Genomic DNA, 24,862 nt, shown 5'->3' on the forward strand with positions numbered 1-24,862 from the left:
TTCAGCGTTTCTGTGTGCCATCTTTCCGGGGACCGAACCATCTCGACGAGGAGAGGTGTACGCCCGTGAAGAAGCGAGCGACCAGACCCCAGCACGTCCCGGGCGGCAGAGCCCGGCTGACGATCGCGAGCACGTTGACCCTTGCCGTCGCCACGACGGGACTCATCGTCCCCTCGCTGGCCCAGGCCGCTCCGAACGCGGACGTGGGGTACCCCGTGTTCAGCGGGGACGCGAAGCCCGTCCCTGCGGAGGGGACCGGCTACCACGTGCGCAACCAGCTCCAGGCGATCTTCGACGCCGACGTCGCGGCCGGAGCCGGGAGCGGGACCGACAAGGATTTCTGGATCGACAAGATGCTCGCCCGCACGGGCAACACGCCGGGCGGCTCGAACGGTGACGCGAACCAGTGGCTGTTCAGCCGTGGCCGTGCGGTCTTCATGAAGACCCACCAGCCCGCCACGCTCGGCTTCGGCGGAGAGGTCGCGTACTGGGAGTCGCTCGCGGGCGGCCAGGGTGCGTACACCATCACGGTGAACGTCAACGGGTCGAACGTGACCCTCACCGAGGACGCGTCGGCCCGCAAGCAGACCCCCAGCTACTGGCGCAGCACGTTCAACAACACCGCACAAGGCCTGCGCGTGGTGCAGACCAAGTTCATCACCGACGCCAACGTGGCCGTCACGAACCTCACCGTCTCGAGCACGAACGGCACGGCCAAGCAGGTCCGGATCTCGGCGGCGTCGTCGTTCGCCAAGACCCCCGAGGGCGACGAGCTCACGGGCTCGGTCCAGGCGTTCAACAAGCTGACCACGGTCTTCCCGCGCCTCTCGGGAGACGGCTTCTCCCCGGCCGACGGCGCGATCACGCGCACGCTCGACGTCCCGGCGACGGGCTCGGCGAGCACCAAGGTCCAGCTCGGGTTCGTCACCGAGGAGATCCCCGAGTCGCGCACCGACTACGACGCGTTCCGCGCGGCGACCCCGGGGGCCGCCTACACCGCGCACGTCACGGCCTACAACCAGTGGTGGGCAGACAACGTGCCCTACCTGGACACGCCCGAGGACAACATCGACAAGACGCTCTTCTACCGCTGGTGGCTGATGCGCTTCAACTTCCTCGACGCCAACATCCCGGGCAACGACTTCCAGTTCCCCACCTCGATGGAGGGCGTGCTGGGCTACAACAACAACATCGTCCTGACCACGGGCATGTTCATCGACGACCTCAAGTACTTCCGTGACCCCGTCTACTCGTACGGCCCCTGGGTCTCCGCGGGTGAGGTCGCCAAGAGCGGCAAGTACGTCGACAACCCGGGTGACCCCGCGAACTGGTCCAACAGCTACACGCAGTACATCTCCGAGGCCGCGTGGCGCTCGTACCAGCTGCACGGCGGACCGACCGTGATCGCCCAGAACCTCGCGCAGTATGCCGAGCGGGACGTCAAGGACCTGCAGGCCTCCTTCGACAACGACGGCAACGGCCTCATCGAGTACAACTGGGGCGCCATGACGGGCAACGACGCCGACGCGGTGTCGTTCCACTGGCGCGCGGGCAACATGGACCGCACCGAGAACGCCTACCTGTACTCCAACGCCAAGGCGTCGGCCGCGGCCTACCGGACCGCGGGCAACGAGACCAAGGCGGCCGAGATGGACGCCTTCGCCGCGCAGATCAAGGCAGCCGTCCTGGAGTACCTCTGGGAGCCCGCGCGCGAGACGCCCGACGAGGTGGGCCTGAAGGGCAACCTCCTCAAGCACCGTCACGTCGCGACCGACGCGCTGGTGCCGTGGAAGGAGATCAACAACTACTACCCGTTCAGCGTGGGCCTCATGCCCAAGCCGGGTGACGCGGACTACGACCAGCCGTACGTCGAGGCCCTGCGTCTCTTCGCGGACGACGAGCAGTACCCCGTCTTCCCGTTCTTCACGGCCAACCAGGCGGACCAGGCGGCCTACGGCGGACCGGGCAGCAACAACTTCTCGGTCATCAACTCGACCGTGTCGTTCCGCATGCTCTCGAGCGTCCTGCGCGACTACCCGAACGACTACGTGGACGCCGAGCTCTACAAGAAGCTCCTCTACTGGAACGCCTGGTCGCACTACCAGAACAACGGCGACAACCGGTACCCGGACCAGAACGAGTTCTGGTCGAACGGCACGGCCGACCCGCAGAACATCGGCTACCGCTCGTGGATCCACCACACGATCCTCGGCACGACGAACTTCACCATGATCGAGGACGCGATGGGCCTGCGCCCGCGCTCGGACGACAAGATCGAGCTCGCCCCCATCGACATCGACTGGGACCACTTCACGGTCAACAACGTCCGCTACCGCGACAAGGACCTCACGATCACGTGGGACGCCCCGGGTGGCGAGAAGCACTACGGCGCCGACGTCCCCGAGGGGTACTCGGTCTTCCTCGACGGTGAGCTCGCGTTCACGGTCGACGAGCTCGCGCACGTGACCTACGACCCGTCCACGGGCACGGTCGACGCCCCCGCCGGCGTCACGGTGACCACGGCCGAGCAGCGGCAGGTCCAGGCTCCGCAGGACGTCGTGTTCGCCACGGACGCCCGCGTCGTGGACATGATGGCCAAGGCGGGCGCCGACGTCTCCCCGGCCTCGGCCGGCTCGACGAACCTCGCCCAGGGCAAGCCCGTCACGGCCTCGTTCTCCGCGAACGGCCGTGGTCCGGCAGGCGCCGTCGACGGCACGACGGTCAACGAGCCCTTCTGGGGCACCGCGGGCTCGCCGAACGCCAAGGACTCGCTCGAGGTGGACCTGGGCTCGGCCCAGAAGGTCGACGACGTGCGCGTCTACTTCTACCGTTCGTCCTCGACCGCGACCGTCGCGGGCTACTCGGCCCCGGCTCTCTACACGGTCGAGTACCTCGACGGGACGCAGTGGAAGCCCGTGCCGGCGCAGTCGCGCGCCCCGCTGTTCCCGCAGGGCAACTTCAACCACGTGCAGTTCCCCGAGGTCACGACCTCGAAGCTCCGCGTGACCGTGACCCACGCGGCGGGCACCAGGACCGGCATCAAGGAGGTCCAGGCCTTCTCGACCGGGGTCGAGGCGCCCGCCTCGACCAACCAGGCGCCCAAGGCCGACGCGTGGACGGACTCGACGTACAACCAGGCCGGCTCGGCCCGCCTGCTGGGCACCGCCCAGGACGACGGTCTGCCGAACGGTCAGATCACGTCGGGCTGGTCCGTCGAGGCGGCTCCCGAGGGCGGCAGCGCGGTGTTCGACAACCCGAAGGCCACGACGTCGGTCGTGCGTTTCACGAAGTCCGGCGCCTACACCCTGCGCCTGACGGTGTCGGACGGCGAGCTCACGTCGACCAAGGACGTCGTCGTCCAGGCGACCGCGCTCTCGGACGGCGAGATCAACGTCGCCTCCACGGCCACCCCGACCGCGGACTACACCGCGGGCTGGAACAACGTCGACGCGGTCAACGACGGCAAGCCGTCGTTCTTCACGGGTGGTGCCGGCACGGACCTGTGGGGCACCTGGTCGGGCTCTCGCCCCGCGAGCCGGTGGCTGCAGTACGACTTCGAGGCTCCCGTCCGGGTGGACAAGGCGTCGATCGACTTCTGGACCGACACGACCACGGGTGGTGACGGCGTGGCCGTGCCCAAGGCGTGGAAGCTCCAGTACTGGGACGCGGCCGGAGGGGGCACGTGGAAGGACGTGACGAACCCGTCGGCGTACGGCACCGAGCGCCTCAAGACCAACGAGGTGACGTTCGACGCCGTCACGACGAGCCGGCTGCGTGCCGTCTTCACCGCCCTGCCCAACGCGGGGGGCACGAGCAGCTCGGCGGTCGGTGTGTCCGAGTGGCGCGTCTTCGCGGCTCCCGCGGTCTCGGCCGCCGACGTCCACGTGCGGACCGCCGTCGGGGCCCTGCCCCAGCTGCCGGGTACCGTCGCGGTGACCTACGCGGACGGCTCGGTCGTCGAGAACGGTGTCGCCTGGGGCGCCGTGGACGCGGCACAGGTCGAGCAGATCGGCGACTTCACGGTCCAGGGCTTCGTGTCCGGGACGACCCTGGTCGCCCAGGCGACCGTCTGGGTGCGTGGCCCGGACGCCGTCCAGATCAACACGATCGCCGACACCGTGGTCTCGACCGCGGTCGGTACCGCGCCGGTCCTCCCGGCCACGGTCACGGTCCAGTACAACGACGGTTCGCAGCAGAGCGGGATCGTCGTGACCTGGGACGCCGTCGAGCCCGGGAAGTACGCCAAGGACGGCACGTTCGAGGTCACGGGGGCGGTCGAGGGCACCGACAAGCGGGCCAGGGCGACCGTCACGGTCGGCACCGGCGAGGGCCAGCCCGAGCCGGACGTCGCGGTCACGGTGACCGCGAGGTCGCAGTGCGTGGGCAAGGTCGCGGGGCTCACGGTCCGGGTCGTGAACGACGAGGAGGTCCCGGTGGACGTCAAGGTCACGACGCCGTTCGGCGCCAAGACCTTCGCCGGCGTGGCGCCGGGCAAGTCCGCCAGCCAGACCTTCAGCGCCCGCAAGGACGCGATCGAGGCAGGGACCGTGAGCGTCGTCGCGACCGCGACGGTCGACGGCGCCCAGGTCACGACCGAGGTCGAGCAGGCGTTCGACGCCGTCAGCTGCGGGTAGCCAGCGAACGACCGTCGGGGGCGGCGGCTGCAAACGCCGCCCCCGACGGTGCCAGACCGCGCACCCCGGGGGAGAGGGAACCCTCGGGGTGCGCGCCCCTCATCTCCTGCCCGCCCGGGTGGCGCTCGCGGAGGACACGCCGACGTGTCCCTCCGGTCGCCCGGCGAGGGTGGGCCGAGCAGACCGGAGAGCACCGTGAGCCCCACCAGATCGTTCCTCGAACCACCGCGCAGGACCGCGCGCGGTGGCCCGTCCGTCACCGCGGCAGCGGCCGTCGTGGCCGTCGTCGCCTCGACCGCGTTCGCGCTCGGCGCGGGTCAGGCCACCGCGGCCACGCAGCCCGACGGCGGAGCACCCGTCCCGCAGGCCGCCGCGGCCCCGGCGTCGTACACCTTCACGAGCCCCCACAATCCGATCCTGGGCGACGGCTCGTACTACTCGGCCGACCCCGCGCCGCTCGTGGTGCCCGCAGGTGCGCCGGGCAACGACACGGCCTCGGACCAGCTCTACGTCTACACGGGGCACGACGAGGCGGGCCCGACCACGAACGACTTCATCATGAACGAGTGGGGCGCGTTCGTGACCGACGACGCCCTGGCCACGGGATCGACGGGCGAGTGGACGCACCACCCGTCGCTCATGCGTCCCGAGCAGGTCTTCTCGTGGGCGACCCCGGGCCGGGCCTACGCGGGCCAGGTCGTGCCCGGTGCCGACGGCCGCTACTACTGGTACGTGCCGGTGCACGAGGCCGCGAGCACCGCGGAGGACAAGTTCGGGATCGGGGTCGCGGTCTCCGACTCGCCGACCGGCCCCTGGACGGACCACGTGGGCGCGCCGATCATCTCGCAGAAGGTGCCCACCGCGAACACGATCCACAACATCGACCCGACGATCCTCGTGGACGGTGAGGGCGCGTCGCAGAAGGTCTACGTCTACTGGGGGAGCTTCGGCAACCTCCGCATGCTCGAGCTCGGCCAGGACATGAAGACCCCGGTGGGCTCCGTCAGGACCGTGAGCGGCCTGACGGGATTCTTCGAGGGGGCGTGGGCCTTCGAGCGCAACGGGACCTACTACATGGCGTACGCGGGGAACAACGCCGGTGCGACGTCGTCGTGCACCCCGGCGAACTACCACGCGTGCATCGGGTACGCGACGGCCGCCTCGCCTGCCGGCCCGTGGACGTACCGCGGGACGATCCTCGACCCGGTCTCCTCGACCACGAGCCACCCCGGGATCGTCGAGTACGACGGCGAGTGGCGCCTGGTCTACCACACGGCCGACGCCGTGGGCGGGAACCACTTCCGTCGCTCGGTCGCGATCGACACGCTGCGCTGGGACGACTCCCGGTCCCCGGCCCGGATCGAGAAGGTCGTGCCGACCCCGGCCCGCACGGCCGACCGGACCCCGCGCGCGAACGTCGCGCAGGAGGCCCGGGTCACGGTGTCGAACGACCCCGTGCCCACGCAGTACTGGATCAAGGCGCTCAACGACGAGATCGTGCGCCCGAACCCCCTGCCCCCGGACATGTGGGGCACCTGGACGGGGAACAACCCGGCCCAGCAGTGGGTCCAGTACACGTGGGCCACGCCCGTGCGGGTGAACGGCTCGCAGATCGACTTCTGGAACGACCAGCCGCAAGGCACGGGCGTGGGCGTCGCGGCTCCGGCCGCGTGGCGCATCCAGTACTGGGACGCGACCGCGGGCGCGTGGACCGACGTCCGCAACCCGAGCGCCTACGGGACCTCGACCAACGGCTTCCAGAGCACGACGTTCGACGCCGTGACCACGACCCAGCTCCGTGCCGTCCTGGACGCCCCGACCAACGGCAGCACGTTCTCGGGCGTCGCGGTCGAGGAGTGGAAGGTGCTCGCGGCCCAGCCCGCCGCGATCGACGGGCCGGCCCTGACGGTCGAGATCGGCGAGGCCGAGCTGCCGGGCACGGTCGCGGCGACCTACCCCGGCGACCCCGACGAGACGCTCGCGCTCCCCGTGTTCTGGGACGCGGTCGACCCGTCCTCGGTGGCACAGGCGGGGACCTTCACGGTCGAGGGCTCGGTGCTCGGCTATGCCGCCGGGCGGGTCACGGGCACCGTGACCGTCGTGGACCCGGCCGACACCGAGGGGGACGAGACGGCCCCGGAGGTCGCGTTCTCGGTCAGCGGCTCGGCGGGCACGAACGGGTGGTACCGCTCCGACGTCACGGTCCGGGTCACGGGCACCGACGACGGCGGGGGCCGGGTCGCGCTCGCCACGCGGGTCGACGACGCCGCGTGGTCGAGCACACCGAGCGTCCGGTTCGTCGACGTCGCGGTGGGCGGCGACGGCCGGCACGTCGTGGCGGCGCGCGCCACGGACAACGCAGGGAACGTCTCGACCGAGAGCACCCAGACCGTCGCGATCGACCGCACGGCTCCTGTGAGCACCGGGGTGCTCGACGAGACCACCCGCACGGTCACGGTCACCGCGACCGACGCGACGTCCGGAGTGGCGCGCATCGAGTACATGGTCGGGACCGGCGCGTGGACCGAGTACACCGGTCCCGTCGCCGCCCCGGACTCGAACAAGCACGACGTGTCGTTCCGGGCGATCGACGCGGCCGGCAACGCCGGGACGGCCCAGCGCCTCACGATCGCGGCCGACGTCTCGGGCCCCTTGACCGGCAACGTCGCGCCCATCGCGACGCCGAGCGCGTCCTACACCGCGGGCTGGAACTCCCTGGGCGCGATCAACGACGGTCTGGTGCCGAGCAACCCGAGCCAGGGCCAGCTCTGGGGCACGTGGTCGGGCGAGCGTCCCGAGAGCCAGTGGCTCCAGTACGACTGGGCCCGGCCGATCGTCCTCACGGGGGCCGAGATCCAGTTCTGGCAGGACTCCCCGCAGGGGACGGGCAACGGGGTGGCCCAGCCCGCCTCGTGGTCGCTGCAGTACTGGGACGCCTCGGGACAGGGGTCGTGGAAGGACGTCGCGAACCCCTCGGGCTACGGCACGAGCACCACGGCGCTCAACACCGTGACGTTCGACCGGGTCACCACGTCCCGGCTGCGCGCCGTGATCCACGCGGACGGTGACGGGACGAGCTACTCGGCCGTCGCGGTCTCCGAGCTGCGGGTCATGGCCGACGACCCGGGCACCGGTCCCGGGGCGCCCGAGGTCGCCGTGAGCGTGACGGCGACCCCGAGGTGCGTGGGCGGTACCGCGCAGCTCGCGGTGCGGGTCGTCAACGACGAGCCCGCACCGGTCTCGGTGCAGGTCCGGACCCCCTTCGGCACCAAGTCGTTCGTCGGGGTCGCCCCGGGGAAGTCCGCGGCGCAGACCTTCTCGGCCCGCTCCGCCGGTGCCGGGGCGGGGGTCGTGACGGTGGTCGCGACCGGGCAGGTCGACGGCCAGGACGTGACGAGCACGTCCGAGGTGCCCTACGCGGCCCTGGCCTGCGGCTGAGGCGACCACCGCGGCCCGGCCCCCCGCCGGGCCGCGGCGGTCGACGCTTCCGCGCGGCTGCGCGGTCACCGGCGTGGCACGCCATAGGCTGGCGCGAGCACCGGTCGGATCGAGGGGAGCGTCATGAGCCAGCAGACGGGTCGGCAGCGCCCGGCGTCGCAGGACGGTCCGGGTCTGCGGGACAGCAGGCACGGTCGCGCGCCCTCGTCGGCCGTCTACGCCCGACGGCGCCTCGTCGCCCTGGGCGTGCTGCTCGCCCTGCTCGCGGGCGTCGTGGGCTTCGCGGCTCTCGTGTGGCCGGGGTTCGCCCGGGCGGGCGAGGCCGAGGTGCCTGCGGAGGTCACGGTCACCGAGGCGCCGCCGACCCCCACGATCGAACCGGTCGAGCGTTCCGCCTCGACCGAGTTCGCCAAGGTCCTCCCGGACGCCGTCCTCCAGTTCGCGCTCCGGTCGGAGGCGCTGACCGACGCGTACGGCGACGCGGGGGCGATCGAGGGGCACGAGCTGACCTACGCGGACGGCGAGGGTGACGCGGCGAGCACCGTGACGGTCCTCGCGGGACAATGGGGCAACGACGACGAGGCAGAGGTGGCCTACGACGAGCTGCTCGAGGCCGCGGTGGCTGCGGGGGGCGAACCCACGACCACGGGCGACGTCGAGGTCGACGGCAAGCCCGTGGGAACCTATGCCGTCACCCCGGTCGCCGCGGCAGCCGGGACGGCGACCGTCACCTGGCGCAACGGCACGGCCGTGCTGCAGGCGACGGGACCCGTCGACCAGATCGAGAAGTTCTACACAGCGTTCCCGCTGTAGCCCGCGAGGGGCCGCTGCGCCGGACGGTCCGACCGACCGGCCGACGCCGCGCGGGCCTCCCACGGAGGGCTGCAGGAGGGCCGGCCCACCGGGCCGGGACGCACGACCAGGAAGCAGGAACAACGATGTCCACGACGACCCACCAGGTCGACAGCCCCAGCAGCCCCACCCGTCTCGCGGTCCTCGGGACCGGCGTCATGGGCGAGACCGTGCTCGCCGGAGCCCTCCGTGCGGGGTGGCAGCCCGCGGACGTGGTCGCGACCGTGCGTCGCGCCGAGAGGGCGCAGGAGCTCGAGGGGCGCCACGGCGTCACGACCACGACGGACAACACCGCCGCGGTGCGCGAGGCGGGTCTCGTCGTGGTCGCCGTCAAGCCCAAGGACGTCGCGGCGCTGCTCGCCGAGGTCTCGCCCCACCTGGGCGAGGGGACCGTGGTGGTGAGCGTCGTCGTCGGGCTCTCGACGCGCTTCTACGAGGACCGGCTCCCGGCAGGGACTGCCGTGGTGCGCGTCATGCCGAACACTCCCTCGGTCATCGGCTCGGGTGTCAGCGCTGTCAGCGGCGGCGCCGCAGCGGGTGACGACGACGTGACCCTCGTCGAGCGGCTCCTGAGCCGTACCGGGCTCGTGGTCCGGGTCGCCGAGAAGGACCAGAACGCCGTGGCCGCGCTCTCGGGATCCGGGCCCGCCTACGTCTTCTACGTCGTCGACGCGCTCGCCGAGGCCGGGGTCCTGCTGGGCCTGACCCGCGCCGTGGCGCTCGAGCTCGCGACCGCGACCGTGCTGGGATCGGCCCGGATGCTCGACGAGACGGGCGAGCACCCGGTCATCCTGCGCGAGCGCGTCTCCTCGCCCGGCGGCACCACGGTCGCCGCGCTGCGCGCGCTCGACGACGGCGGCGTCAGGGCCGCGTTCCTCACGGCGCTCGAGGCCGCGCGCGACCGCTCGGAGGAGCTCGCCGCAGCCCTGGAGGCGCAGGCATGAGCGCCGACGTGGGGCGCACACGACCCCCCGCGATGTCGGACGTCGCCGAGCTCGCGGGCGTCTCGCACCAGACCGTCTCGCGGGTCCTCAACGACCATCCGAGCGTGCGCCCGCAGACGCGCGAACGGGTCCTCGACGCGATCGCGACGCTCGGGTACCGGCGCAACAGCGCGGCGCGCGCGCTCGTGACGGCGCGGTCCGGGACCATCGGCGTGGTCACGACGGGCTCGGCGCTCTACGGGCCGACGAGCACCCTCATCGCGGTCGAGGGCGCGGCGCGCGAGGAGGGGTACTTCGTGTCGGTCGCGACGATCCGTCGCTACGACGCCGAGACCATGCACACGGTCCTCGAGCACTTCATGGCCCAGGCGGTCGAGGGCATCGTGGTCATCGCGCCCCAGACGGACGTCGCGGCCGCGGTCGACTCGTTCCGGGCGCCCGTGCCGATCATCCTCATCGCGGCCCGCGAGCCGAACGAGGTGCACGCGGGGGCGCCCGGGACGGGGGCCGCGAGCATCCTGCCCATCGCAGTCGACCAGCGGCTCGGCGCGCGCGTCGCCACCGAGCACCTGCTCGACCTGGGGCACCGCTCGGTGGTCCACCTCGCCGGACCGCTCGACTGGTTCGACGCGCGCGAGCGTGCCAAGGGCTGGAACGACGCGCTCGCCGCCCGGGGCGTCCCGGAGATCGACCGCGAGATGATCCGCTGCTCGTGGTCGTCCGACGCGGGCTACGACGTCGGTCGTGACCTCGCGCGCCGGGTGACGGACGGGAACGGGCCGACCGCGGTCTTCGCGGGCAACGACCACCTCGCCCTCGGTGTGCTCCAGGCCTTCTGGGAGGCCGGGGTCGTGGTCCCGCGCGACGTGTCGGTCGTCGGGTTCGACGACGTCGAGGGCTCGGCCCACTTCATCCCGCCGCTCACGACGGTCCGCCAGCCCTTCGCCGAGCTGGGCCGGCGCTGCATGGGGCTGCTGCTCGACGCGTTCGCCGGGTCCACGCGCGAGTCCACCCAGATCCCGCCGGACCTGGTGGTCCGGGCGAGCTCGGGACCGCCGAGCGCCTGAGGCAGGCGCAGGGCCCACCGGAGGGTGGTGCCGAGCTGCGCCGCCCGCGGACACCGTCCGCCCCACGAGGTTGTACCGAGGGGTTGGCCACCACTCCGTGTGAGCGCTAACATTCAGAAGCAGGGCATGGCTAGGCGCGACGACGCGACGAGGAGAAGACAGCAATGGTGCAGCAGGACAGGGTGGACGACCTCCGCGAGGCGGTCGCCACCGGGAACACCGCGCTCGGGATCGAGCTCGGCTCGACCCGGATCAAGGCGTGCCTCGTCGGCCCGGACGGGACGCCCCTCGCGAGCGGCAGCCACGAGTGGGAGAACGAGTACGCCGACCGCACGTGGACCTACTCGCTCGAGTCCGTGCGCGAGGGCATGCAGCACTGCTACGCCGAGCTGGTCGCCGACGTCGAGCGCCGCTACGGGGTGCGCCCCACGACGTTCGGCGCGATCGGCGTCTCGGCCATGATGCACGGCTACCTCGCGTTCGACGCGCAGGGCGAGCTGCTCGTCCCTTTCCGGACCTGGCGGAACACGACCACGGGCAAGGCGGCCGCGGAGCTCTCCGAGCTGTTCGACCACAACATCCCGCTGCGCTGGTCCGTCGCCCACCTGTACCAGGCGATCCTCGACGACGAGCCCCACGTCGCGCAGGTGGCCTCGCTCACGACGCTCGCGGGCTACGTCCACCGGATCCTCACCGGGCGCTCGGTGCTCGGTGTGGGCGACGCCTCGGGCATGTTCCCCGTCGACCCGACGACGCGGACCTACGACCGCCGCATGCTCGCGCAGCTCGACGCACTCGTCGGGGTACGACGGCCCGGGCTCGCGGTCGAGTCCCTCCTGCCCGAGGTCCTCGTCGCCGGGCAGGACGCCGGGAGCCTGACGGTCGAGGGCGCGGCCTGGCTCGACCCCAGCGGCGCGCTGCAGCCGGGCGTGGCGCTGTGCCCGCCCGAGGGGGACGCCGGCACGGGCATGGTCGCGACGAGCTCGGTCGCCCCGCGCACGGGCAACGTCAGCGCGGGCACGAGCATCTTCGCGATGGTCGTGCTCGAGCACGCGCTCGCGACCCGCCACCACGAGCTCGACCTGGTCACGACCCCCGCGGGCGACCTCGTCGCGATGGTCCACTGCAACAACGGGGCGAGCGAGCTCGCGGCCTGGGCCGACCTCTTCGGCGAGCTCACGGTCGCGCTCGGGACGCCCGCCGCGGCCGACGACGTGTTCGGCGCGCTCTTCCGCGCCGCGCTCGACGGCGAGGCCGACGGCGGCGGGCTGCTCGCGTACAACTATCTGTCGGGCGAGCCCATCACGGGCCTCGAGGAGGGGCGGCCGCTGTTCGTCCGCACGCCCGGCAGCCGGCTGACCCTTGCCAACTTCATGCGCGCGCAGGTCTACAGCGCGTTCGGCACGCTCGCCCTCGGCATGCGCGTGCTCGACGGCGAGGGCGTCGCGCTCGACGCCATGTTCGCGCACGGCGGGATCTTCCGGACCGAGGGCGTGGCCCAGCGGCTCCTCGCCGCGGCGATCGGCGCCCCCGTGACCGTGGGACGCACCGCGGGGGAGGGCGGGGCCTGGGGCATCGCGCTGCTCGCGGCCTACGCGCGCGCCGTGGCGGCCGGCGACGAGCAGACCCTCGACACCTACCTCCGCGAGCACGTGTTCGCCACGGCCGAGCTCGACACCGTCGTCCCCGACCCGGACGACGCCGCGGGCTTCGCGGCCTACCTCGACCGCTACGACGCCGGGCTCGCGGTCGAGCGCGCCGCCGTCGACGCGCTCTGACCCCGACGAAGGAGAACCACCCATGAGCACCCTTCCCGCGACGACCGACGCGACAGCGCCAGCCGAACCCGCTGTTCAGGCGGGATCCACCGCGCCGACCGGCCGCACTGTCCCTGCCCACCTGCGTGCCGCGGTCGACGCTGCCAAGGAGCGCGTCGCGGCGCTGCACGCCGAGCTCCCCCGGTGGGAGCTCGTGGTGTGGACCGCGGGCAACGTCTCCGAGCGCGTGCGCGCGGGGGACGTCGAAGGTCCAGACAGCACAGGGGGCGCGGCAGGCACCGGCGCCACCGACGGCCTCGGCGACCTGCTCGTCATCAAGCCGTCCGGGCTGTCGTACGACGACATCACGCCCGAGTCGATGGTCGTGTGCGACCTCGACGGGAACCTCGTCGAGGGAGACCGGGCGCCGTCGTCGGACACCGCGGCGCACGCCTACGTCTACCGCCACATGCCCGAGGTCGGGGGAGTGGTGCACACGCACTCGACGTATGCCACGGCCTGGGCCGCACGCGCCGAGCCCGTGCCGTGCGTCCTGACGATGATGGCCGACGAGTTCGGCGGGGACATCCCGGTCGGCCCGTTCGCGCTCATCGGGGACGACTCGATCGGGCGCGGCATCGTCGAGACGCTGCGCGACTCGCGCAGCCCCGCGGTGCTCATGCGCAACCACGGCCCGTTCACGATCGGCAAGGACGCCCGCTCGGCGGTCAAGGCGGCCGTCATGTGCGAGGAGGTCGCCCGGACCGTGCACGTCAGCCGCCAGCTCGGCGACCCGACCCGGATCGAGCAGTCCGACGTCGACTCGCTCTACGCGCGCTACCAGCACGTCTACGGGCAGCAGCCGGCGCACTGACGGGCCACCGGCGCGCACCCCGCACGACCAGCAGCACAGCGGCTCCGCACCGACGCGAAGACCGTTCCCACCGACACGAGAGATGTGGACCTTATGAGCAAGCCCTACGCGGACCGCGAGATCTGGTTCCTCACCGGTAGCCAGGACCTCTACGGAGACGAGACCCTGCGTCAGGTCGCCGAGCAGTCCCAGGAGGTCGCGCGCGCCCTCGACGCGTCGTCCGACGTCCCCGCGAACGTCGTCTGGAAGCCCGTCCTCAAGGACTCGGCCTCGATCCGGCGCGCGATGCTCGACGCCAACGCGGACGACCGCGTGCTCGGCGTCGTGACGTGGATGCACACGTTCAGCCCCGCCAAGATGTGGATCACGGGCCTCGACGCGCTGCGCAAGCCCCTGCTGCACCTGCACACCCAGGCGAACGTCGAGCTCCCCTGGGACTCGATCGACATGGACTTCATGAACCTCAACCAGGCCGCGCACGGCGACCGCGAGTACGCGTACATGGCGACGCGCCTCGGGGTGGCGCGCACGACGGTCGTCGGTCACGTCTCCAACCCGGCCGTCACCGCACGCGTGGGCTCCTGGGTGCGCGGCGCCGCGGGCTGGGCCGCGACGCACGAGCTGCGCCTGGTCCGCTTCGGCGACAACATGCGCAACGTCGCGGTGACCGAGGGTGACAAGACCGAGGCCGAGCTGCGCTTCGGTGTGAGCGTGAACACGTGGGGCGTCAACGACCTCGTGGAGGCCGTCGACGCGGTGTCCGACGCCGATGTCGACGCCGTCGTGGCCGAGTACGAGAACCTCTACGACGTGGCCCCCGAGCTGCGCAAGGACGGCGACCGGCACGCGTCGCTGCGCTACGCGGCCCGCCAGGAGATCGCGCTCGAGACGTTCCTCGAGTCGGTCGGCGCCAAGGCCTTCACGACCAACTTCGAGGACCTGGGCGACCTGCGCCAGCTCCCCGGCATCGCGGTCCAGCGCCTCATGTCGAAGGGCTACGGGTTCGGCGCCGAGGGCGACTGGAAGACGGCCGTGCTCGTCCGTGCCGCCAAGGTCATGGGCGAGGGGCTGCCCGGCGGCGCCTCGCTCATGGAGGACTACACGTACGACCTCACGCCCGGCAGCGAGAAGATCCTGGGCGCGCACATGCTCGAGGTCTGCCCGTCCCTGACGACGTCGACCCCGCGCGTGGAGATCCACCCGCTCGGGATCGGCGGCAAGGAGGACCCGGTCCGCATGGTGTTCGACGCCGACCCCGGCGTGGGCGTCGTCGTCTCGCTCGCGGACATGCGCGACCGCTTCCGCCTCACGGCCAACGTGGTCGACGTCGTCCCCGCGAGCGCCCCGCTGCCGCACCTGCCCGTCGCGCGCGCAGTGTGGGAGCCGCGCCCCGACTTCGCGACGTCCGCCGAGGCGTGGCTCACCGCGGGCGGCGCCCACCACACGGTGCTCTCGACCGCCGCGGGCCTCGACGCGTTCGAGGTCTTCGCGGAGATCGCGCGCACCGAGCTACTCGTGATCGACGAGGGCACGACGCGCCGCGGCTTCCGCGACCAGGTGCGCTGGAACCAGGTCTACTTCCGGGTCGCGCAGGGGCTCTGACCGTCTCTGCGACCCGGCGGACGGGCCCTGTGCGGCCCGGCCGGCGCGAGGGGCCCCGACGGACCTGACGGCCCGTCGTGGGCTCCTGCCGCGGCCCCCGCGGCCGACCCGCCGTCCTGCCCCTGGGGGGTGCAGGGCGGCGGATCGGCCCGGCGGGGTCGGTGTCGGGGGCGCCACCGGGTGGGCGCTCTGCCCGCCGGCGCTCCCGACGCCCGTCGTCGTCCCGTGCGGACCTCGCGCCGCCCGACTCCGCGCCAGCCCGCGCGCCCGCGGCGTCTCCGACGCGGTACGAGGATCGGACGCCGGGGCAAAGGTCCAGGTCTCCGCGCTCTTTCGAGACCGGCGTCACCTCTCGTGATGGAAACGTGACCCTCAGGACTTCCAACTTCCGCGTGTGAGCGCTAACATCTCTTCCCAGGGGGTGTGAGCGATCACATCTGAACGTGAGCGGAGCAGCTCGACAACCGAAGACGCACGACCACGAACCAACAGCCCAACGACGGGCCGACGTGGTCCCGGCACGGCGCCGAGGACCGCATCTCAAGGAGGAGAACCATGTTCAACAAGTCCACGGCACGCGTCCGTCTCACGGGCATCCTGGCCGGTGCAGCAGTCCTCGCCCTCGCAGCGTGCAGCGGCGGCGGGACCGACTCGGCCGACAGCACCGACGGCGCGGGCGGCGGCAGCGAGAACATCCGTGTCGGGTTCTCCCAGCTCGGGGCAGAGAGCGGTTGGCGCACGGCCAACACCGAGTCGGTCAAGGCCAACCTGACGGCCGAGAACGGCATCGACCTCACGTTCGTCGACGCGCAGCAGAAGCAGGAGAACCAGATCAAGGCCCTGCGCGACTTCATCGACCAGGACGTCGACGTCATCGCGTTCTCCCCGGTCATCGAGACCGGCTGGGACGAGGTCCTCCAGGAGATCAAGGACGCCGAGATCCCCGTCGTCCTCGTGGACCGCACGGTCGACACCACGGTCGAGGACCCCTTCGTGACCTGGATCGGCGCGGACTTCACCGCCGAGGGCGTCACGGCCGGCGAGTGGGTCGCGGAGAACGCTCCCGACGCCAAGATCTTCGAGCTCCAGGGCACCATGGGCTCGGGCGCGCAGACCAACCGCCAGGAGGGCTTCCGCTCGGTCGTCGAGGACCAGATCGTCGGCGAGGCGACCGGTAACTTCACGCGCGCCGAGGGCAAGGCGGCCACCGAGGCCGCGCTCCAGGCCTACCCCGACATGAACCTCATCTTCGCCCACAACGACGACATGGGCCTCGGCGCCATCGAGGCCATCGAGGCCGCGGGCAAGGTCCCGGGCAAGGACATCCAGATCGTCACGGTCGACGGCGTGCACGACGGCCTGACCGCTCTCCTCGAGGGCAAGTTCAACTTCGTGGTCGAGTGCAACCCGGCCTTCGGCGACCAGCTCCTCGAGCTCATCAAGCAGGTCGCAGCGGGCGAGGACGTCGAGAAGGAGACCATCGTGGTCGACCAGGCGTTCGACCAGACCATCACGCAGGAGATCATCGACGCCCGCTCGTTCTGACGAGCAGCACCTGACGGCCCGCCCGGTCGCCGCCCCACGCGGCGCGGCGACCCGGGCGGGCCGCACACACCGCGCGCGGGGACGTGCACCACGTCCCCGCCGGCCGGTGCCTGAGCTCCAGCACCTTCCCCAGGACGGAAGAACAACCATGTCAACGACGACCGCCGCCACCGCGGCGCCCGTGGTGGAGATGACCGGGATCACCATCGAGTTCCCGGGCGTCAAGGCCCTCGACGGCGTCGATCTCACCCTCCGCCCCGGTGAGGTCCACGCCCTGATGGGTGAGAACGGCGCCGGCAAGTCCACCCTCATCAAGGCCCTCACGGGGGTCTACCAGATCGACGCGGGACGCATCGTGGTCTCCGGTGCCGAGCACCGGTTCACGCGGACCCGCGACTCCCAGGACGCGGGCATCAGCACCGTGTACCAGGAGGTCAACCTCTGCTCGAACCTCTCGGTCGCCGAGAACATCATGCTCGGGCACGAGATCCGGTTCGGCCCCTTCATCAACTGGCCCGCGACGCGCCGCAAGGCCCGCGAGTACCTCGCCCTCCTCAACCTGGACATCGACCCCTCGTCGGCCCTGTCCTCCCACTCGATCGCCGTGCAGCAGCTCTGCGCGATCGCGCGGGCCATGGTCGTCGACGCGAAGGTCCTGATCCTCGACGAGCCCACCTCGAGCCTCGACAAGGCCGAGGTCGCCGAGCTCTTCGACGTGATCCGCTCGCTGCGGGACAAGGGCGTCGCGATCCTCTTCGTGTCGCACTTCCTCGACCAGATCTACGAGATCACCGACCGCCTGACCATCCTGCGCAACGGCCGCCTCATCTCCGAGCACCTGACCAAGGAGCTGCCGCGGATGGAGCTCATCTCCGCGATGATCGGCCGGTCGAGCGAGGCCCTCGCGGACGTCGAGGCGCGCGCGCACCGCGTCGTCTCCGAGCACGACGAGGCCCCCCTGCTCCAGGCCGTGGCCCTGGGCCGTGACGGCTCGGTCGAGCCCTTCGACCTCGACGTGTACGCGGGCGAGATCGTCGGCGTGGCGGGCCTGCTCGGCTCGGGCCGCACCGAGGTCGCCCGCCTGCTCTACGGCGCCGACAAGGGGGGCAGCGGGAAGCTGACGTTCGACGGCACGACGCGCGGCGCGGCCCCCCTGACCTCGATCAAGCGAGGCGTCGCGTTCTCCTCGGAGGACCGCAAGAAGGAGGGCATCATCGGGGACCTCACGGTCCGCGAGAACATCGCCCTCGCGATGCAGGCGAGCCGCGGCCCGTGGCGCCCCATCCCGGCCAAGGAGCTGGACGCGGTCGTCGACCGCTACATGAAGGCGCTCAACGTCTACCCGGCGAACCCGAACATGCTCATCAAGAACCTGTCGGGCGGCAACCAGCAGAAGGTCCTCCTGGCCCGCTGGCTCGCGACCGCGCCGCGCCTCATCATCCTCGACGAGCCCACGCGCGGCATCGACGTGGGTGCCAAGGCCGAGATCCAGCGGCTCGTCGCCGAGCTGGCCGCCGACGGGATGGGCGTCGTCTTCATCTCGTCCGAGCTCGACGAGGTGCTGCGCCTGAGCCAGCGCGTCGTCGTCATGCGTGACCGCCAGAAGATCGGCGAGATCACCAACGGACCCGACGTCACGTCCACCACGATCCTCGAGACGATCGCAGCGAGCGGGAGCGCATCATGAGCACGACCACCACGACCCCGTCGACCCCGTCGGCGTCGCCGCCGGTGTCCGGCAGCCCCGCACCGCGGGGCGCCCAGGGCGCGCTGCGCCGCGTCACGCACCACCACCTGTTCTGGCCCGTCGTCGCCCTGGTCGTGATGCTCCTCGCGTGCGGCCTGCGCAGCCCCGGCTTCCTCGACGTGACGATCATGGACGGCCACCTGTTCGGCCAGCTGATCGACATCATGCGGGCGAGCGCGACCCCGCTCCTGCTCGGCATCGGCATGTGCCTCGTGATCGCGACGGGCGGGATCGACCTCTCGGTCGGCGCCGTCATGGCGATCTCGCTCGCGGTGTCGCTGACCTACATCGACGCGAGCGGCACGGGGGGCACGCTCAGCACGGCGCTCGCCGCGGTCGCGATCGGCCTCCTGGTCGCCGCGGTGATCGGTGCGTTCAACGGCTTCCTCGTCACGGTCCTGGGCATCCAGCCGTTCATCGCGACCATGATCCTCATGGTCGCGGGCCGCGGCATCGCGATGCTCATCACCAAGGGCCAGATCACCACGACCACGAGCCCGCCCTTCAAGTCGATCGGCTCGGGCTTCATCCTGGGCATCCCGACCCCCGTGGTCATCGCCGGGGTCGTGTTCGCCCTGGTCGCGCTGCTGGTGCGCCGCACGGCGCTCGGCATGCTGGTCGAGTCGATCGGCATCAACCGCGAGGCCAGCCGCCTCGCGGGCGTCCAGTCGCGCAACATCACGTGGTTCGTCTACCTGCTGTGCGGCCTGCTCGCCGGGCTCGCGGGCATCGTCTACGGAGCCCCGACCATGGCGGCCGACGCCAACAACATCGGCCTCATGAAGGAGCTCGACGCGATCATGGTCGTCGTCCTGGGCGGCACCAAGCTCGACGGCGGCAAGTTCAGCCTCGCGGGCGTCGTGGTCGGTGCGCTCCTGCTCTCGACGCTCGAGCGAGCCGTGGTCATCTTCCACATCAGCTCGCAGATCACGCCGCTGTTCAAGGCGCTCGTGCTGATCATCGTGTGCATCGCGGCCTCCGAGCGGCTGCGTTCGCTCCTCGCGTCCCGACTACCGAGGAAGCGCCCCACCCTGGGCGCGGGCACGGCGACCACGAGCGCGAAGGGGGCAGCAGCGTGAGCACCGTCCAGACGGCGCCCCGGGCGTCCAAGAACCCCCAGCAGGGCAAGGGACCGCGCGGAGGCCACGACACGGGCTTCGTCGCGCGCCTCATGACCAACCCCGTGGTCCGCAAGCTCTCGGACCGCCGGCTCCTGCCCGTCACGGGCACGCTCGTGGCCCTCGCGGTCATCCTGATCGTGGGCCAGGCGCGCTACAGCACCGACCGCCGCGACTTCCTGAGCATGCGGCTCTTCTCCAACCTGCTGGTCGACAACTCGTACCTGATCGTCCTGGCGATCGGCATGACGTTCGTGATCATCACGGGCGGGATCGACCTGTCGGTCGGTGCCGTGGTGGCCCTCGTGGGCCTGGTCGTGGCCAAGCTCCTGATCGTCGGGGCGCCGCTCCCCGTGGTCCTGGTCCTGGGCGTGCTGATCGGCACGACGTTCGGCCTGCTGATCGGCGTGATGGTCCAGTACTTCGACATACAACCCTTCATCGCCTCGCTCGCCGCGATGTTCCTCGCGCGCGGCCTGGCCAACGTCGTGAGCGTCCAGTCGCTCGCGATCAAGGACGAGGGCTTCGCGGCCCTGGCCTCGTGGAAGATCAAGTTCGGCGAGGGCCGTGAGGCCTGGAGCATCAACCTGAGCATGGTCATCGCGTTCGTGGTCCTGCTGATCGCGATCTACCTGCTGCACTACACGCGCTTCGGTCGCACGGTCTACGGGCTGGGCACGGGCGACAACGGCACGGCCGTGAACCTCATGGGCCTCAAGGGCAGCTCGACCAAGGTGTGGGTCTACGTGATCAGCGGCACATGCGCCGGGATCGCGGGCATCCTGTTCGCCCTCTACACCAAGTCGGGCTTCAACCTCACGGGCATCGGCATGGAGCTCGACGCGATCGCGGCGGTCGTGATCGGTGGCGCGCTCCTGACCGGCGGCGGCGGGTTCGTCCTGGGGTCGGTCGCGGGCGTGCTCGTGTACGGCCTGATCCAGGTGCTCATCGCCCGCGAGGGCCTGGACTCCTGGTGGACCAAGGTCTTCATCGGCGTGGTCCTGCTCGCGTTCGTCCTGCTGCAGCGGGCCATGACGTTCCGTCAGGGACGCGGCAGCGCCACCTAGCGCCCGTCCAGCACCACTGCCTCGCGCGGGTCGGGCCTGGAGCCGGACCCGTGCGAGGCACCACAGCCCGGTCCGTCGAGGCAGACGGACCGAGAACGGCCCGGAGGTGGCACCCTCCCGGTCGAGCCGGTCCCGGCTGGTACCTGGGGCCAGCTCGGACGACCGGGAGGGCGCACCCGCCGGGTTGACCCGTACAGCAATGGAGCGCACGGGCTGCACCCGGCATCGCTCCTTTCCTCGTTGCAGCAAGGTTGGAGCACTGTGATCATCTCTGATTCCCCTGCCCGCAGTACATCCCGCGGCAGGACGGCACGACCGTGGGCGGCCTCCGTCGCGGTCCTCGCGCTGGGGGCGACGACCGCCCTCGCGGTCACCCCGGCGGCCTTCGCGGCCACCGAGCCGGTCCTTCCGGCGGGCGCCTGGGTCGACCAGTTCGACACGGCCGAGCTCGGCTCGGCCTGGGACGTCGTCAACCCGGTCCCGTCGGCGTGGTCGCTCGCGACGACGCCCGGGTCGTTGACCCTGACGTCCCAGACGGGCGACACCTATCAGGAGGCGAACACCGCGAAGAACGTCTTCATGGTGGACGTCCCCGTGGGCGACTTCACGGTCGTGACCAAGGTGTCGGCCCCGGTCGGCAAGGTCTACCAGGGCGCGGGCCTCATCGCGTGGAAGGACATGGACAACTACGTCCGTGCAGGTCTGACGTACGTGGGCAGCCTGTCGCCCTCGGCGCGCGCGATCGAGCTCGACAACGAGACGGGCGGGAAGTTCACGGCCGCGTCGTTCACCGACCGTGCGGGCTCGACGGGCGAGACGCTGCGCATGCAGCGCACCGGTGACACGCTCGCGGTGTCCTACTGGGACGCCACCGCGGGGGACTGGAAGCCCGCGGGCTCGACGACGGTCACGTTCGACGTCACCCAGGTCGGCCTCTACGCCCTCGCGGCGCAGGACGGCTCGACGCACGCCGCGACGTTCGACTACGTCGCGGTCGACGCGGCCGAGGGCCAGGACGTCGTCCCGACGGGCACGTTCTCGCTCGACGGCCCGGCCGACCACAAGCACCTCGTCCTGACGGACACGGGCCTGTCGTTCGTCGCGCAGCGCCCGGCGTCGCCGCTGGGCCTGGTGGCCACGGCGGTCGCCGGCGGGCCCGACGGCGCCGCGACGCTCGCGCAGGCGGGCACCGGTCTGCCTGTGGTCGTCGGGAGCGACGGGCGGATCACGCTCGGGGCCGCCGATGCCGCCCCGGCCCAGGTGCGGCTGACCGACGTGGGCGGCGGCAAGCTCGCGCTGCGCGTGCCGGGCGCCGCTGCCGGGGAGTTCGCGGGGGTGCGCGCCGCGGACGGAGCCCTGGTGCTCGGCGCCGAGGACGCGGCCGTCAGGCTCACGCTCACCGCGCTGTCGTCGGCCGAGCACACGCTCGCGATCGACGCCGCGGGCGAGACCGTCGAGATGAGCGACGACCTGTACGGCATCTTCTACGAGGACATCAACTACGCCGCGGACGGCGGGCTGTACGCCGAGCTCGTGCGCAACCGCTCGTTCGAGTTCAACTCGTCGGACAACTCGTCCTTCACGGGGCTCACGGCCTGGGAGCGGGTCAACCGCAACGGCGGCACCGCGACCACGACGGTGGTGACCGACGCGCAGCGCCTCAACGACAGCAACCGCTACTACCTCCGGCTCGACGCGACCGCGGCCGGCGCGGGCGTGCGCAACGCGGGCTTCAACACGGGCCTCTTCCTCGAGAAGGGCCAGAAGTACGACTTCACGGTGTGGGCGCGCTCCGCCGTCGGGCAGGACCTGACCGTGCAGGTGGAGAACGCCGTGGCGGGGACCACCTACGCGACCGGGAAGGTGACCGTCGACGGCACCGACACCTGGAAGAAGTACTCGGTGACCCTCACCGCGACCGAGACCACCTCGGCCGGGCGCCTCGCGGTCCTCGCGGGGGCCGCAGGCACCGTGCGCCTCGACATGGTCTCGCTCATGCCGCAGGACACCTGGGTCGGGCCGGTCAACGGCAAGACCCACCTGCGCAAGGACCTCGCCGAGAAGATCGACGCCATGAACCCGCAGTTCCTGCGGTTCCCGGGCGGCTGCGTGACCAACGCGGGCACGTTCGACACCTACCTCGAGAGCAACGGCACCGACCGTCGGCGCACGTACCAGTGGAAGGAGACCATCGGGCCGGTCGAGGAGCGGGCCACGAACTGGAACTTCTGGGGCTACAACCAGTCGTACGGGATCGGGTACTACGAGTACTTCACGTTCGCCGAGGACCTCGGCGCGACGCCCCTGCCCGTCCTGTCGGTCGGCGCCAACGGCTGCGGCAGCACCATCCCCGAGATGAAGGACGACGTCCGGATCCAGCGCTGGGTCCAGGACACGCTCGACCTCATCGAGTTCGCCAACGGTGACGTCACGACCGAGTGGGGCGCGGTGCGCGCCGAGCTCGGCCACCCCGAGCCGTTCGGCCTGAAGTACCTGGGACTCGGCAACGAGGAGAACACCAAGACGTTCGAGGCGAACTTCCCGAAGTTCAAGGACGCCGTGCGCGCCGCGTACCCCGACGTCCAGATCATCTCGAACTCGGGTCCGGACGACACGGGCCAGCGGTTCGACGAGCTCTGGGAGTTCAACCGTGCGCAGGAGGTCGACCTGGTCGACGAGCACTACTACAACGACCCGAGCTGGTTCCTCGAGAACGCCGACCGCTACGACGACTACGACCGCGAGGGCCCGCACGTGTTCCTCGGCGAGTACGCGTCGCGCGGCAACACGTTCTTCAACGCGCTGTCCGAGGCCGCCTTCATGACGGGCCTCGAGCGCAACTCCGACGTCGTCGAGCTCGCGTCGTACGCGCCGCTGCTCTCCAACGAGTCGTACGTGCAGTGGTCGCCCGACGCGATCTGGTTCGACAACGACGAGTCGTGGGGCACGCCCAACTACTACGTCCAGGAGCTGTTCGCGAACAACGTGGGTGACGAGGTCGTCCCGTCGGTGCACACGGCAGGCACGGGCGACGCGGCCGGTCTTCTGGACGGGGGCGTCTTCCTGTCCACGTGGTCGACCAGCGCGTCGTACGACAACGTCAAGGTCACCGACAACGCGAGCGGCGACGTCCTGTTCCAGGACGGGTTCGACGACGCCACCCAGTGGTCTCCCGTGACCGGGACGTGGACCGCGCAGGACGGCGTCTACACGCAGTCCTCGACGTCCGTGACGGACGCGCGCTCGATCGTCACGGGCGCGTACGCCAAGGACTGGAAGAACTACACGCTCGAGCTCGACGCCCGCAAGATCGCCGGGTCCGAGGGCTTCCTGGTGGGCTTCGCCGCGGGCGGCCCGAACGACTACTACTGGTGGAACATCGGCGGCTGGAACAACACCCGCTCGGTCCTCCAGCGGGCCGACGGCGGCAGCGCCGCCGAAATCGCCGCGGTCGAGAACAAGAGCGTCGAGACGGGCCAGGGCTACAAGGTCAAGGTCGTGGTCCAGGGCAGCACCATCGAGCTCTACCTGGACGGCCAGCTCCAGATCTCGTACGAGCAGCCCGCCGCGAAGTCGCTCTACCAGGTCGTCACGCGCGACGAGGAGTCCGGCGACCTCGTGGTCAAGGTCGTCAACCCGACCGCGACCGCGGCGGACACCGCCGTGACGGTCGCGGGCCAGGAGATCGCGGCCCAGGCCACGGTCACCGAGATGGTCGGCGCGCCCACGGACACCAACACCAAGGCGAACCCGCGGGCGATCGTGCCCGTCGAGCGGACCTGGGACGGGGCGTCCAACGCGTTCGACTACACGTTCCCGGCCTACTCGGTCACGTTCCTGCGCCTGCAGGCGGCCGGCACCGAGGCCGTGCCCGTGGACCTCGCGGTCACGGCCAAGGCGCAGTGCGTCGCGGGCCGCGCGAACCTCTCGGTGCGTGCGGTCAACGGCGAGGACGAAGCCGTGACCGTGGCGTTCACGACGCCGTTCGGGACCAAGACGTTCGCGTCGGTCGCACCCGGCAAGAGCGCGTCGCAGTCGTTCAGCTCGCGCGCGGTCTCGGTCCCTGCGGGGACCGCGACGGTCGTGGGCACGATCGGCACGGGGCCGGGGGCCCGCTCGACCACGTTCGACGTCGAGTACCCGGCTACGACCTGCGGCTGACGACCGCACCAGCTCCGCCGGGGTCGCGGGACCACCTCGCGGCCCCGGCGTGAACC

At 71.3% G+C, this 24,862-nt stretch carries 13 protein-coding genes; all 13 read left to right on the plus strand.

Annotated elements, in window-relative coordinates; genetic code table 11:
- The first annotated feature begins 65 nt into the window (after positions 1-65).
- The 13 genes from OERS_RS01265 to OERS_RS01325 all read left to right on the plus strand — a co-directional run bounded on the left by OERS_RS01265 (position 66) and on the right by OERS_RS01325 (position 24,806).
- Positions 66-4,634 carry an Ig-like domain-containing protein gene (locus OERS_RS01265; RefSeq protein WP_248948271.1) on the plus strand — a complete coding sequence of 1,523 codons (4,569 nt, stop codon included), beginning with the start codon at positions 66-68 and terminating at the stop codon, positions 4,632-4,634.
- A gap of 195 nt (positions 4,635-4,829) precedes the next feature.
- Positions 4,830-8,072 (plus strand): family 43 glycosylhydrolase, encoded by a 3,243-nt coding sequence (locus tag OERS_RS01270; protein ID WP_248948273.1) that lies wholly within the window; start codon positions 4,830-4,832, stop codon positions 8,070-8,072.
- A gap of 123 nt (positions 8,073-8,195) precedes the next feature.
- A complete protein-coding gene (locus tag OERS_RS20890; protein ID WP_068623747.1) occupies positions 8,196-8,885 on the plus strand; it encodes a hypothetical protein in 690 nt (229 codons plus the stop codon).
- A gap of 125 nt (positions 8,886-9,010) precedes the next feature.
- On the plus strand, positions 9,011-9,868 hold the full coding sequence (gene proC / locus OERS_RS01280) for a pyrroline-5-carboxylate reductase (protein ID WP_068623749.1): 858 nt from the start codon (positions 9,011-9,013) through the stop codon (positions 9,866-9,868).
- Entirely contained in the window at positions 9,865-10,935 is a 1,071-nt protein-coding gene (locus tag OERS_RS01285; protein ID WP_231907800.1) for a LacI family DNA-binding transcriptional regulator, read from the plus strand. Before proC ends, OERS_RS01285 begins: the two co-directional genes overlap by 4 nt.
- Positions 10,936-11,099: 164 nt before the next feature.
- Entirely contained in the window at positions 11,100-12,713 is a 1,614-nt protein-coding gene (locus OERS_RS01290; protein ID WP_068623753.1) for a xylulokinase, read from the plus strand.
- 22 nt (positions 12,714-12,735) lie between these two features.
- On the plus strand, positions 12,736-13,566 hold the full coding sequence (locus OERS_RS01295) for an L-ribulose-5-phosphate 4-epimerase (protein WP_083201132.1): 831 nt from the start codon (positions 12,736-12,738) through the stop codon (positions 13,564-13,566).
- A 93-nt stretch (positions 13,567-13,659) separates the two neighbouring features.
- A complete protein-coding gene (gene araA, locus OERS_RS01300) occupies positions 13,660-15,168 on the plus strand; it encodes an L-arabinose isomerase (protein WP_056649696.1) in 1,509 nt (502 codons plus the stop codon).
- Between the two features lie 555 nt (positions 15,169-15,723).
- Positions 15,724-16,713, plus strand: a complete 990-nt coding sequence (locus OERS_RS01305) for an ABC transporter substrate-binding protein (RefSeq protein ID WP_056649699.1) — start codon at positions 15,724-15,726, stop codon at positions 16,711-16,713.
- A gap of 148 nt (positions 16,714-16,861) precedes the next feature.
- Positions 16,862-18,400: a sugar ABC transporter ATP-binding protein gene (locus OERS_RS01310; protein ID WP_068623755.1), complete on the plus strand. Its 1,539-nt coding sequence runs from the start codon at positions 16,862-16,864 to the stop codon at positions 18,398-18,400.
- Complete coding sequence (locus tag OERS_RS01315) at positions 18,397-19,539, plus strand: ABC transporter permease (RefSeq protein WP_082848774.1); 1,143 nt, start codon at positions 18,397-18,399, stop codon at positions 19,537-19,539. The genes OERS_RS01310 and OERS_RS01315 overlap by 4 nt, the downstream gene beginning before the upstream one ends.
- Positions 19,536-20,645 carry an ABC transporter permease subunit gene (locus OERS_RS01320; RefSeq protein WP_231907654.1) on the plus strand — a complete coding sequence of 370 codons (1,110 nt, stop codon included), beginning with the start codon at positions 19,536-19,538 and terminating at the stop codon, positions 20,643-20,645. Before OERS_RS01315 ends, OERS_RS01320 begins: the two co-directional genes overlap by 4 nt.
- Positions 20,646-20,906: 261 nt before the next feature.
- On the plus strand, positions 20,907-24,806 hold the full coding sequence (locus tag OERS_RS01325) for an alpha-L-arabinofuranosidase C-terminal domain-containing protein (RefSeq protein ID WP_068623757.1): 3,900 nt from the start codon (positions 20,907-20,909) through the stop codon (positions 24,804-24,806).
- Positions 24,807-24,862 lie beyond the last annotated feature (56 nt).

The organism is Oerskovia enterophila (assembly GCF_001692445.1).
Taxonomy (GTDB): domain Bacteria; phylum Actinomycetota; class Actinomycetes; order Actinomycetales; family Cellulomonadaceae; genus Oerskovia; species Oerskovia enterophila.